The sequence below is a fragment of the Geothermobacter hydrogeniphilus genome (assembly GCF_002898515.1).
GTDB lineage: Bacteria > Desulfobacterota > Desulfuromonadia > Desulfuromonadales > Geothermobacteraceae > Geothermobacter_A.
The window spans coordinates 1-12386 of record NZ_PPFX01000062.1 but is presented as its reverse complement, the minus strand read 5'-3'; the positions used below and the strand labels follow the sequence as shown (position 1 = coordinate 12386).

10 protein-coding genes are annotated in these 12386 nt (G+C 62.7%); 7 read left to right on the top strand and 3 right to left on the bottom strand.

Annotated features, from left to right (window positions below):
* Positions 1 to 541: 541 nt before the first annotated feature.
* Positions 542 to 1345, top strand: a complete 804-nt coding sequence (locus C2E25_RS16780; RefSeq protein WP_103116866.1) for an alpha/beta hydrolase — start codon at positions 542 to 544, stop codon at positions 1343 to 1345.
* A gap of 24 nt (positions 1346 to 1369) precedes the next feature.
* Here the strand turns inward: C2E25_RS16780 and coaE are convergent, their stop codons facing one another.
* Positions 1370 to 1972, bottom strand: coding sequence for a dephospho-CoA kinase (gene coaE, locus C2E25_RS16775; RefSeq protein ID WP_103116865.1), 603 nt, complete (start codon positions 1970 to 1972; stop codon positions 1370 to 1372).
* 333 nt (positions 1973 to 2305) lie between these two features.
* Here coaE and C2E25_RS16770 point away from each other — a divergent pair, with 333 nt between their 5' ends.
* The 3 genes from C2E25_RS16770 (at position 2306) to C2E25_RS16760 (ending at position 7280) form a co-directional block, all read left to right on the top strand.
* Positions 2306 to 4135, top strand: a complete 1830-nt coding sequence (locus tag C2E25_RS16770) for an AMP-dependent synthetase/ligase (protein WP_103116864.1) — start codon at positions 2306 to 2308, stop codon at positions 4133 to 4135.
* Between the two features lie 255 nt (positions 4136 to 4390).
* Positions 4391 to 5965 (top strand): HEAT repeat domain-containing protein, encoded by a 1575-nt coding sequence (locus C2E25_RS16765; RefSeq protein ID WP_103116863.1) that lies wholly within the window; start codon positions 4391 to 4393, stop codon positions 5963 to 5965.
* Positions 5946 to 7280 (top strand): HD-GYP domain-containing protein, encoded by a 1335-nt coding sequence (locus tag C2E25_RS16760; RefSeq protein ID WP_103116862.1) that lies wholly within the window; start codon positions 5946 to 5948, stop codon positions 7278 to 7280. Before C2E25_RS16765 ends, C2E25_RS16760 begins: the two co-directional genes overlap by 20 nt.
* Positions 7281 to 7485: 205 nt before the next feature.
* On the opposite strand, the gene C2E25_RS16755 is transcribed toward C2E25_RS16760, so the two are convergent.
* On the bottom strand, positions 7486 to 8052 hold the full coding sequence (locus C2E25_RS16755; RefSeq protein WP_103116861.1) for a HEAT repeat domain-containing protein: 567 nt from the start codon (positions 8050 to 8052) through the stop codon (positions 7486 to 7488).
* A 302-nt stretch (positions 8053 to 8354) separates the two neighbouring features.
* Positions 8355 to 8885 (bottom strand): single-stranded DNA-binding protein, encoded by a 531-nt coding sequence (locus tag C2E25_RS16750; RefSeq protein WP_103116869.1) that lies wholly within the window; start codon positions 8883 to 8885, stop codon positions 8355 to 8357.
* A gap of 236 nt (positions 8886 to 9121) precedes the next feature.
* Here C2E25_RS16750 and C2E25_RS16745 point away from each other — a divergent pair, with 236 nt between their 5' ends.
* The 3 genes from C2E25_RS16745 to C2E25_RS16735 are packed head-to-tail and all read left to right on the top strand — an operon-like array spanning position 9122 to position 12327.
* Entirely contained in the window at positions 9122 to 9820 is a 699-nt protein-coding gene (locus tag C2E25_RS16745; RefSeq protein WP_233189472.1) for a lysophospholipid acyltransferase family protein, read from the top strand.
* Positions 9817 to 11502, top strand: coding sequence for a ribonuclease J (locus C2E25_RS16740; RefSeq protein WP_269845126.1), 1686 nt, complete (start codon positions 9817 to 9819; stop codon positions 11500 to 11502). Before C2E25_RS16745 ends, C2E25_RS16740 begins: the two co-directional genes overlap by 4 nt.
* 33 nt (positions 11503 to 11535) lie before the next feature.
* Entirely contained in the window at positions 11536 to 12327 is a 792-nt protein-coding gene (locus tag C2E25_RS16735) for an undecaprenyl-diphosphate phosphatase (RefSeq protein ID WP_103116860.1), read from the top strand.
* The last annotated feature ends 59 nt before the right edge of the window (positions 12328 to 12386 follow it).

Genomic DNA, 12386 nt, shown 5'->3' with positions numbered 1-12386 from the left:
GAGGCTGGAGGCTGGAGGCTGGAGGCTGGAGGCTGGAGGCTGGAGGCTGGAGGCTGGAGGCTGGAGGCTGGAGGCTGGAGGCTGAAGGCTGAAAGATTTAACTGTTTGCGACGCTGCCAGGCCACCCTGCTCCCCCTCGCAGCGACGTTGGCGGAGTACCGCCGCCGGGCGCTGCCACGGAAGATGGACCGGAAGGGGGACAGTCCCCCTCATTTAAGGGGACTGTCCCCGTAAGGTTGGAACGAATGCCTGCAGGTGAACGTGTCCCTGCCCGCCGCAGGCGCTGGCCCTTTTCTGCTTACTCTTTTGGGCCGACAAAAGAGTAAGCCGGCGGCCGGCCGGGACCGGCGAAGTTGGGTTTAGAGGTGACAGGCAAGGCACTGGGCACTGGGCACTGGGCACTGGGCTAAAGGCTAAAGGCTAAAGGCTAAAGGCTAAAGGAAATCCAGAGGGGGGGCTATCCCCGTGAGGCGGGATGAGCGAGTTGGATTTTCCCTTTCCGACCGGATAAACTCAAAAAAAATTCCAGCAGGAGCCGGAGATGCCGACAACCGGGAAGATCAGCGAACAACTCGAACAATGGCGCGACCAGGCCCGGCAGGAGGGTGTCAGCCATCCCGCCAACTTGCCCTTCTTTCTGCCCGGCCGGGGAGATAAAAAATCCCCGGTGCTGCTGGTCCACGGGTTCTGCGCCACCCCCTGGGAAATGCTGCATCCGGCCCGCCGCCTGGCCCGGGAGGGGCATGACTGTCTGGCGGTGCGCCTGGCGGGACACGGTACCACCCCCGAGGACCTCACCGACCGCTCGTGGCGGGAATGGCTCGACACCGTCTGCCGGGGAGTGGAATTGCTGGCCGCCGGGGAACGTCCGGTGGCCGCGGTCGGCTCCAGCACCGGTGCCCTGCTGGTGCTGATGGCCGCAGCCCGGACCCCGCTGCAGCGCCTGGTGCTGCTTTCCCCCTACCTGCGCCTGCGTCACTACCTGGCCCCGCTGGCGGGCTGGCTGAAATACCTCAAGGCCTTCCAGCAGCAGCCCAACCCCGAGGATCTGGCCCCCTACTTCTATGACCGGCGACCGCTGGCGGGCGTCGAGCAGATCAACCTGCTGCGCAATGAACTGCAGAAACAACTTACCGCCATCGAAACCCCAACCCTGGTTCTCTGCGCCGAGGGAGATCAGACCGTTGACCCGCAAAGCGCCGAAGAGATCTTCAACCGGCTCGCCAGCCGGGAAAAACGTTTCTTCCGCTATGGTCCCGATGTCCCGCACGTGCTGACCATCGATGAAAACCCGCAGCTCGAAGACACCCTGAAGCGGATCAGCGACTTTCTCGCCGACGGATGAAAAAAAGCCTCCAGCCTCCAGCCTTCAGCCGCCCCTCCCCCCACTCAGCCGCGCGTAAAGTTCCCGCACCTGGGCGGCACAGTCCTGCCAGCGGCCGGAATTGTCGATCACGTAATCGGCGCGGGCGGCCTTGAGGGCCTGCGGCAGCTGGGCATCGATACGCTGGCGGGCGGCGACCGCGTCGAGCTGATCGCGGGCCATCAGCCGGGCCAGCTGCACCTTCGGGTCAACCGTCACCACCAGCACCCTGTCGACCCGGTCTTCGGCCCCGGCCTCGTAGAGCAGCGGGGCTTCGTAGACGATCAACGACGGCCCTTCCGCCCGCAATGCGGCCAGGCGTCGCACCGCCAGATCGGCGATGGCGGGGTGGGTGATCGCCTCCAGATCCCGCCGGGCAGCCGGATCAGCAAAGACCAACTGTCCCAGCGCCGCGCGATCAAGCTCACCGTCAGCAAGCAGCACGCCACGGCCGAAACGATCGACAATCCGCTGCAGGGCCCCGCTGCCGGGCGCCACCGCCTCCCGCGCCAGAAGGTCGGCACTGACGACCGCCGCTCCCAATTCTCCGAACAAACGGGCGATGCGACTCTTGCCGCTGGCGATATTTCCGGTAACACCTAGAACCATGCTTCTTCATGCCAGTTCGCCGCGGACCTGTCAAGTCGGCAACTGTCGGGTATAATTTAATCTGCAGGCTGTAATCTCTCAGCGGCGTGCTGCAAATTGTCCCGGGGGCCGGCTCCGCAGGTCCCTTCATTGACGCCATCCATCATAGAGGCTTTCAAGAAAAAGCATCTATGATGTTGGCCAAGCAAAAAGCGCCGGCAGCAAGGCGCGCGTTTGTCGAGCAATGAGGCGTACTTGCGTACGCTGAAGCAGCGAAACAAGCGCAGCAACGCAGCTGCAGGTGAGTTTTTGCGACGCCAACATCAATCCCGATCCCGAACCCGGAGGCACCGTATGAACAACAGCATCCCGACATCGATTCTCAAACTGGCCCCCGCCCGTGCAGAACGCACCGCCCTGCGCCGCAAGCAGAACAACGTCTGGGTCGATATCAGCTGGAAGGAGTTCACCAGCCAGATCAGGCGCTATGCCGGCGGTCTGCAGGCCCTGGGCCTCAAACGCGGTGACCGGATCGCGATCATGGCTCCCAACTGTCCGGAATGGGCTTTCGCCGACCTGGCGATCATGGCCTGCGGCGGGCTGACGGTGCCGGTCTACCACACCGAGGGCCCGGCCGCGGTCGCCCACATTCTCACCGATTCCGGCAGCCGGTTCCTCTTCATCCATGATGAGGCCATGGCGGCCGAACTGCTGCAGGCCGAGGAAACCCTGCCGCAACTGGAAAAAATCATTCTGCTGCGGGGCTACCTCGACCGTCGGGAGGTTCTGCCGCTCGACCGTTTCCTCGCACCAGCGGTCAACGACGAAATGCTCCAGCAGAGCCTGGATGCCATCCGGCGCGATGACCTGGCCTCGATCATCTATACCTCGGGAACCACCGGGCCGCCCAAGGGAGTGATGCTGACCCACGGCAACATCCTCTCGGCCATCGAGGCGGCACGCGACAGCTTCGACATCGGCGAAGAGGATTCCTGCCTCTCCTTTCTGCCGCTCTCCCACATCTTCGAACGGGTCGACGGCTATTACTACATGCTCCAGCAGGGGGCGGTGATCAACTATGCCGAGGGGATCGACAGTGTACCGGCCAATCTCCAGGAGGTCAGTCCAACCGTGGTCATCAGTGTTCCGCGACTGTTTGAAAAAATGTACGCGCGCGTCATGGAGCGGATCCTGAGCGGCCCCTGGCTGAAAAAGCAGCTCTTTTTCGGCGCCCTCAAGGCCGCCTCTGCCCACCTGGCCGCGGAACAGGCCGGCCGCACGCCGTCGGCCGGACTAACCCTGGTCACCCGGCTGGCGCGCGCCAGGGTTTTTTCCAAACTGCGCCAGCCGCTCGGGGGGGAAATCCGCTTTTTCGTATCCGGAGGAGCCCCGCTGTCGCGCCGGGTCGCTGAATTTTTCCACGCTGCGGGACTGCCGATCTACGAAGGCTACGGCCTCACCGAAACCGCCGCCGGCATCACCGTCAACAACCCTCGCGGCACCCGTCTCGGTACCGTCGGCCGGGTGATGAGCGGTACCGAGCTGCAACTGGCCACTGACGGCGAAATCCTGATCCGCGGCAAAACGGTTTTCAAAGGTTACTGGCAGAACCCTGAAAAAACAGCCGAAGTCCTGATCGACGGCTGGCTCCACAGCGGCGACATCGGCGAAATCGACCAGGACGGCTATCTGGCCGTGACCGACCGCAAAAAAGACCTGATCATCACCGCCGGCGGTGAAAATATCGCTCCGCAGATCATCGAAAACCGGCTCAAGAGCGACAAGTTCATCACCAACGCCTTTCTTTTCGGCAACCGCAAACCCTTTCTGGTCGCGCTGCTGGTTCCCAACTTCGACAATCTGGAAAGTTACGCCCGACGGAAGAATATCAACTACAGCGATCACTGCGAACTGGTCAGCAACCCCCAGGTTCTCGACCTGCTGCGCCGTCGCATCGAACGACTGCAGGAGGGGCTGCCCTCCTTCCAGCACGTCAAGCGTTTCACCCTGATGTCCCGCGATTTTGCCGGCGATGAAATAACCCCGACGCTGAAACTGAAACGGAAAATCGTCCGTGAACGCTACCAGCACCTGATCGATGAGATGTACCGGGCCGAGGACCACGGCATCCATGACAGCGGTTTCTGCATGACCGAAGAGGGCGACACGAATCCGCAGGGATAACGGCAAAGCAATTTCCCGAATCCACCGGCTGTTTCGCGGACCGAGGGTGGCGGAACGGGTGGAGCTGCGAGGGCCGTGCCGATTCGGGCGCAGACGTAGCCGAGCTACGTTGAGCACCGAACCGGTGAAGGCAACGAAGCAGATTCATCCGTAACGACAGCCGAATCCCGAAATTGCCGGTGGATTTGGGAATTTACAAGGGACTTTCGACAAGGTATGTTAGGCACTTAACAGCCCTTTACCCCGAGTGAACCCGTGACCCAGACCGCCCCGCCACAACTCGCGACCGCCCTGCGCGAACTGACCCGGTTGATCAAGGCGGTCCAGTACTATCCGGCCGGGCATCCGGCTCTCAAGAGTGCGGCCGGCGATACCCGAAACGCCTTTCTGCCGCTGCTGGAAAGCGGCGACAGCCTGGTCTGCACGGTGCGCAAGGAGGGGTTTTTCCTGGCTGACACGGCGGTCGACAAGAACATCCAGGTGCTGAAGAAACTGGCCGCCTTCCTCTTTTCCCGACTGGTCCAGCACCTGCTGGTCCTTCCCGACCTGACAGTGGCCGACCTGCTTGCCTTCGGTCGCGCGCTGACCACCGACCCCGCCGAAATTCGCAAGGCCGGAGGCATCAAGGAGATCCTGCTGCGGCAGCAGGTGACCACCATCTGGGTCAACGAAACCGACCTGAAAAGTATTCTCCAGTGCAAACAGGAAATCGAAACGGCCAAGGCCGCCGGAACCGGTGGCGAGGAAGAGGAAGGCCCCGGCGAAGTGACCGGTGGCGGCGACCTGCAGGATGAAAAACGCAGTCTGCAGGAGATTCTGGCTCGGCTGTGCCAGACGAGGGATGAACAGCAGTTTCGCGGCCTGCTGGAGGAACTGGTCCCCCTGGCGCTGCGGCATCGGACCCCGGAGGACCGGCTGCTGCTGCTCGAAGCACTGGCCCTGCTCTGCCGGCTGGTCACCGATCGCGACCAGGAACAGGTCCGACGCGAATTCGCCCTGCACGCCCTGCAACAGATCTGCGACGTGGAAACCATCGATTTCCTGATCGCGTTTCTCTGCGAACCGCAGTTGCCGGATAAGCACCGGCAACTGCTGGTCAGCATCCTCGCCTTCCTCAAGCAACGCTCCGCCCCGCGACTGATGGAGCATCTGGCCCGGGAAACCGATGCCGGCATCCGTAAGCAGCTCGCCGCGGTCCTGATCCGCCAGGGGTCCCAGGCGGTTCCGACCCTGCTCGAATACATCCGGGATGAACGCTGGTACGTGGTGCGCAATACCGCCACCATCCTCGGCGAAATCCGTGACCCGGGCGCCGCCCGCCATCTCAACGAACTGCTGCACCACGAGGACACCCGGGTCTGCCGTGAGGCGATCCGGGCCCTGACCCGGATCGGCGGCAGCGGCGCGGTCCAGATCCTGCTGGAAGCCGTCGATGACGAGGACGGCGAAGTAAGCCGCCAGGCGCTACTCTCCCTGGGGGTGATCGGGGATGCGTCCGCCGTTCCCAAGCTGAGCCGTATCATCCGCAAGGCCGATTTTTTTCTCAAGCACAAGGGACGCACCCGGGACGCCATTCGCGCCCTCGGCGAAATCGGCTCTTCCGAAGCTGTCCCGGTATTAAGTCATGTGCTGCGTCGCCGCCGGCTGTTCAAACGCCGTAGCTATGATGAATTGCGCGTTGCGGCCGCCCAGGCACTGGGAGAGATCGGCGATCCCGCCTCCATGCCGCTGCTGGAAACGGCGACCCGCGACCGTTCCGCCACCGTCGCCCGCCAGGCCGGCCTGTCCCTGAAACGAATCCAGAGGGAAGATGAACCAGGAACTGCCTAAACAGATCGTCCAGGGGCTGGCCGGAGCTGTCAAGGGCCTGCGTCTCTACCCCCTCGACCATCCCGCCAATACCCGCCAGATGGAACTGCTGGTCGATCGTCTGTTCACCATGCTGCGCCGCCAGGACACGGTTCGCCTGGGACTGCTGGAAGGAACCCTGTTTCTTGAGGAAGTTCTCTTTGTCGACGACAACCCGGCCGCCGTGGAAATCGGACAGTTGCTGGGAAAACTGCAGATCGACGGCCTCGAATTCATCCATGGCGTCACTGCCCTGGAGTTGCGCCACCTGTTGCAGGTGCTGCACGACGGTCGGGCCAGGGGCGACCATTTCAGCGAAGTGCTGCACGCCCACGGGGTACACCACATCCGCCCGATCATGGTCAGGAAAGATGACGTAGACGACCTGCATTCGCCGCGTGCGGTCTATAAACGTGCCCTGGCGGTTGTTGACCGCATTTTCCACGACGTGCGCATGGGCGCCATTCCAACCTCGAACGAGGCGATGGCCACGGTCAAAAGCATGGTCCACATGACCCTGACCGAACCGCATGCCCTGCTTGCCATGTCGATGCTCAAGGATTACGACAACTACACCTTCACCCACTCGGTCAATGTCGCCGTCCTCGCCCTGACCGTCGGCCGGGCCTGCGGGCTGAAGGAAAACCAGTTGCGCATCCTCGGTCTCGGCGCGCTGCTGCATGATATCGGCAAGTTGCAGATCGATTGGGACATCATCAACAAGCCGGGCCAATTGACCGATGAGGAGTTCGAGCAGATCAAACGTCACCCGACCAACGGCGCGGATATCGTTCGGAAGATGGAAGGGATGACCCCGGAAATCATCGATATCGTTCTCGGCCACCATCTGCGCTACAACCGCGAAGGCTACCCGGCCGATGCCCGTGGCCGGGCGGCCTCGGCGATGGTCGACATGGCGACCATCGCCGACACCTACGACGCCATGACCACGCTGCGTTCCTACCAGCGTCCGATGACACCGAAGAGTGCCATTTCACGCCTCGAAGAACTGTCGGGGACGGTCCTGCACCCAGAGTTCCTGCGGAACTTCATCCGTTTCCTCGGTCCCTACCCGGTCGGCACCCTGGTGCGCCTGACCAACAACGAAATCGGCCTGGTGATCTGGGTCAGCACCGAGCAACCGGATGACCTGCGGCTGAAAATACTCTTCGACAGTGACGGCGAAATGCTCACCGAACCCCGTATCGAAGAACTGGCCGGTCCCGACACCATCCGCATCACCGCCGAGGTCGATCCCTTCAGTAAGGGCATCAACGTCACCGATTACCTGGACTGACGGATCCAAAGCCCCCATCTGCGTTGTTCCCCTGGTCCTCGTCATTGCGGAGTAGATGCCGCTACACCTCACTCCTCGGCCTGCGGGCGCCTATCATCTGGGGGCTTTGGATCCGTCAGAACGAAAAGGGGACGGGCTCCCTTCCTGAGAGGGACCGTCCCCATGGTTTTCCTCGATCCTCGATCCTTGAACCTCGCGCCTGCCTCTAAACATCCAGTTCGCCGAGAGCGGTCGCGGCCGCGGCCCGAATCTTGGGGCGGGAATCTTCGAGGGCTTCGAGCAGGTGGGGGGTCGCTGACGGATCACCGATCCGCGCCAGGGAACGGATCGCCGCACAGGCCAGAACATCATCCTCTGCCTTGAGCAGGGCGGCAAGGTAGGGAACCAGGCGGCTGTCGCTGAAGTGTCCGAGGGCGGTCACGGCATGCGCGCGCACCGCCGGGGCGGGGTCCTTGAGCAACCTGACCAGCGGGGAGAGGGTTTTGGGATGATGCCTGCTGCCGAGAACCTGAGCCGCGGCCGCCCGGATATCGGCATCCTCATCTTCAAGGGCCTTGAGCAGCACCGGAAAAACCCGCGGCGAGCGAATCCGTTCCAGGGCAAACAGCGCCTTGACCCGAACCCCCCGCTCACCGCCTTCGGCGGCAACCAGCAGATGTTCCAGTTCGTCAAGCGCCTCAAGGTCGTCCAGCGCCCGGGAAGCCGCCGCCCGCACTCCGGCATCGCTGTCGTTGAGTGCCTTTTTCAAACCTTCCTTGCGCTGTTGCAGCATCGGTTCTTTACCCCATTCCGGCTGACAGGTTGTCCGGATCCGGAACGACCGCGTCAAGCGGTCGGGGATCTGGCAGGGTGTTGAAAACGTCAGGCTCCCAAGCAGCTTGTCGGTCTAAACGCAGCAGATGGGCGTTTTTCATCAGCCTGCCTGGCCGGGGTTGAAAAATGCAGTTCCCCAGGCTGAGCAAAAATGTCCAGATGCGAGGCGTCCGCACCCCTGCGGAATAAGGCGTACCGCAAGGTACGTCGTTGACGCGGGGAAAGGACAACGAAGCAGATGGGCGTTTTTCATCAGCCTGCCTAGAACGGGATGTCGTCGTCGGTATTGTAGCCCGGTTCCTGGAAGCCACCGGACGCCGGCTGCTGCTGCGCCTGCTGCTGCGCCTGCTGCTGCGCCTGCTGCTGCGCCTGCTGCTGCGCCTGTTGCTGCGCCTGTTGCTGCGGCTGCTGCTGCGGCTGAGCCGGAGCCGCAGGTCGCTGAAAACCTTCATCGTTGCGTCCGCCGAGCATGCGCATTTCATCGGCGACGATCTCGGTGATGTAGCGCTTGTTGCCGTCCCGGTCGTCATAGGAGCGGGTCTGGATCTTGCCTTCGATGTAGACCTGTTTGCCCTTGTGCAGGTACTTGCCGCAGATTTCGGCGAGGTTGCGCCAGACGACAATGTTGTGCCACTCGGTCTTCTCCTGCTGCTGACCGTTGCGGTCCTTGAAACGCTCCGAGGTGGCGAGGGAAAAGGTAGCGACCGCCACCCCCGCGGCCGTGTAACGCAACTCGGGGTCCTTGCCGAGGTTGCCGACCAGAATGACCTTGTTGACGGACATGGTGAAGATCCTCCCTGAGGATTGAAATGGATGACGAAAACCGGACAGAAGGAACCGGAAAAGGGCACGCCCGGGATCAGGCCGGGAAGCCGGGGTTCCAGTCGGCAATGAGTGTAGCCAAATCGGACCGGAGTGTAAAGGGGCGAAGGAAAAACAGTGATGTCCGGCCGGAGGCAAAATCATTGACGCCCCCGGCTCGCTCCTCTAGACTGCGAATCTTGAGAAATCGATGGAGTTCCGCGATTATGCGCACACTTATTTTCTATCTTGCTGTTCTGCCCCTGACCCTGCTGATGAGCCTGCTCGTCATTCCCATCTCCTGGATCGGGGCCGACGCAGTACACAACTGGGCACGACTCTGGGGCCGCATCGGTCTGGCATTGACCGGAATTCCCCTTGAGCTGGAGGCCCTTGAGCTGATACCCCGCGACCGGCCGGTGGTCTTCATGGCCAACCACCAGAGCAACGCCGACATTCTCGCCCTGCTGGCCGGGATCCCGGTGCAGTTCCGCTGGCTGGCCAAGGCGGAACTGTTCCGCATTCCGGCCTTCGGCGGCGCCATGCGGCGGGCCGGTTACATCCCTGTTGAACGTGGAGACCGCCGCAAGGCGCTGGAAGGCATGAAGACCGCGGCGGCCCGCATCGCCGCCGGCTCCTCGGTGGCCATCTTCCCGGAAGGCACCCGCACCGAAGACGGCCGCCTGCGCGAATTCAAGAAAGGCGGCTTCATGGTGGCCCTGCAGTCCGGAGTGCCGATCGTGCCGGTGGCGATCCGGGGCAGCTACCAGATCATGCCCAAATACGGTCGCGCCGTCCACGGCGGCCGCATCCGGGTGACATTCTTCCCACCCATCGAAACCGGCGGACTTTCCGTCCGCCAGCTCAACGAACTGATCGCGACGGTACGCGCCCCGATTGCCGCCCACCTGGGGGAATCAGCTTGAAACCGACGCCACTGGATGCGAACTGCAAAACCGTCCGTATCCTGCCTCTCGGCGGGCTGGGAGAGATCGGCCTCAACATGCTGGCCGTCGAGGCGGCCGGGAAGCTGCTGATTATCGACTGCGGACTGATGTTCCCCGAGGCTCACATGCTCGGTATCGACCTGGTCATCCCCGACATCAGTGTCCTCAGGGAACGCCGCCGGGACATCCTCGCCATCCTGTTGACCCACGGCCACGAAGACCACATCGGCGCCCTTCCCTACCTGCTGGAGGATCTCGGTTCACCGCCGGTCTACGCGACCCGCCTGACCCTGGGCCTGCTGCGCAGCAAGCTGGCCGAGCATGATCTCGACAAGGCGGCCGAACTGCGTGAAGTCGAGCTGCGCAAGCCGATCGCCCTGGGACCGTTCAGCGCCGAGTTCTACCGTGCCGCCCATTCGATCGTCGACGGCGCCGGTCTGATTCTGCAGACCCCGGCCGGGCAGATCGTCCATACCGGCGACTTCAAACTCGATCCGACCCCGGTCGACGGTCAGCCGACCGACCTGGAGCGACTCGCCGTCTGCGGCGATGAAGGCACCCTGCTGCTGCTGGCCGACTCCACCAATGTCGAGCATGAGGGTCACACCCTGTCGGAACGAACCGTCGGTGAAGCCTTCAAGGCTCTGCTGCCGAACTGCAGCGGCAAGGTGGTGGTGGCCACGTTTTCCTCGAACATCCATCGTATTCAACAGGTTTTCGACGCCGCCGCGGCGGTCGGCCGCAAGGTGCTGGTCAACGGCCGCAGCATGGTGGCCAATATCGCCATTGCCCGGCAGCTCGGTTACCTGCACATCACCGACGACGCCCTGCTCGATCTGCACAGCTACCGTGACGCCCGGCCTGACCAGATCCTGCTGCTGACCACCGGCAGCCAGGGGGAACCGCGCTCGGCCCTGTCGCGCATGGCGGCCGCCGATCACAAGCAACTGCAGATTGAAACCGGCGACACCGTCATCCTTTCGTCGAAATTCATCCCCGGCAATGAAAAGGCGATCAGCAACCTGATCAACCAACTCTTCCGGCGCGGGGCGCAGGTCTTTTACGAAACCACCAGCGAGGTGCATGTCTCCGGACATGCCTCGCGCGACGAACTGCAGACCCTGCACAGCCTGGTCAAACCGCGCTACTTCGTACCGGTCCACGGCGAATACCGTCACCTGGTGCATCACGCCGCCCTGGCACAGGAGATGGGAACTCCGGAGGACAATATCTTTATTCTCGGCAACGGTGAGCCGCTCACCCTGTCGGCCGACAGCGCCAGACGGGAAGAACGGGTCGAGACCGGCCGGGTCTTCATCGACGGACGCGGGGTCGGTGATCTCGGAGCGCCGGAGTTGCGCGACCGCAGTCATCTCGCTCACCACGGGGTGGTCAATGTCATCCTGGCCCTCAACCAGGCGAGCGGCGAAATTATTTACGGTCCGGAAATCTTCAGCCGCGGCTTCGTCCCCGAAGAGGACAGCGAAGCTTACCTGGCCGAAGCGGCGCAGAAGGTCCGGGAGATGCTGGCTGAGCACAGCCTGGATGCCGTCTCCGACTGGGAGGAGATCCGGGTCGAGGTGCGCAAGACCCTGCGCCGTTTCTTCAACAAGACGATCGACCGGCGGCCTCTGATATTGCCATTCATTCTGGGACTTTGACTCTATATCCGCATATCCGGAGGGATTCAATAAATGAATTTTGGACAAGCTGTTTTTCTCGGCGTCGTGCAGGGCGTTGCGGAATTCCTGCCGATTTCAAGTTCCGGCCACCTGGCCATCGCCCAACACTACCTGCGCGGCTTCGAGCAACCGGGCGTCCTGTTTGACGTGCTGCTGCACCTCGGCACCATGCTGGCGGTAGTCATCTACTTCCGGCGCGAACTGGCCGCGCTGATCGTCTCGCCGCTGCGCCGTACCGACCAGCAGCGGAACAATTTCCGCCTGCTCGGCCTGCTGCTGCTGGCCTCGATTCCAACCGGCATCATCGGCCTCAGTTTCAAGGAAACCTTTGAAGGCCTGTTCGACAACATTCCGCTGGTGGCCGCCATGCTGCTGGTCACCGGCACCCTGCTCTTCATCTGTGAACGCTTCCGCAACGGCCGGCGCGACGAAAGCCGCCTTACAGCCGTCGATGCCATCCTGGTCGGTATCGCCCAGGGGCTGTCCATCATGCCGGGAATTTCCCGCTCCGGGTCGACCATCGCCACCCTGCTGCTGAGGGGCGTCGAGGGCGAGACCGCGGCGCGCTTTTCCTTTCTGCTGGCCCTGCCCGCCGTCGGCGGCGCCACCCTGCTTTCCATCCGGGACCTGCAGCAGGTCGCGACCGGGACGCTGCCGGCCTATCTGGCCGGGGCCACGGCCGCTTTCATCGTCGGACTGTTCTCGATACACCTGCTGATGGGCGTCATCCGCCGCAGACGGCTGGCGGCCTTCGGCATCTACTGCTGGGCGGTCGGGCTGCTGGTGCTGCTGCTGAATCTCTAGGAGGCTGTTGATGAAATGGTCTCCCCCCACTACCTAAATCGGCGTCAAGGCGCCATGAT

Excerpts from the sequence above, each read along its gene's own strand:
- C2E25_RS16755 (WP_103116861.1), bottom strand. The coding sequence starts at position 8,052 with ATGCTGCAACAGCGCAAGGAAGGTTTGAAAAAGGCACTCAACGACAGC.
- C2E25_RS16745 (WP_233189472.1), top strand. The coding sequence starts at position 9,122 with ATGCGCACACTTATTTTCTATCTTGCTGTTCTGCCCCTGACCCTGCTG.
- C2E25_RS16735 (WP_103116860.1), top strand. The coding sequence starts at position 11,536 with ATGAATTTTGGACAAGCTGTTTTTCTCGGCGTCGTGCAGGGCGTTGCG.
- coaE (WP_103116865.1), bottom strand. The coding sequence starts at position 1,972 with ATGGTTCTAGGTGTTACCGGAAATATCGCCAGCGGCAAGAGTCGCATC.
- C2E25_RS16780 (WP_103116866.1), top strand. The coding sequence starts at position 542 with ATGCCGACAACCGGGAAGATCAGCGAACAACTCGAACAATGGCGCGAC.
- C2E25_RS16770 (WP_103116864.1), top strand. The coding sequence starts at position 2,306 with ATGAACAACAGCATCCCGACATCGATTCTCAAACTGGCCCCCGCCCGT.
- C2E25_RS16760 (WP_103116862.1), top strand. The coding sequence starts at position 5,946 with ATGAACCAGGAACTGCCTAAACAGATCGTCCAGGGGCTGGCCGGAGCT.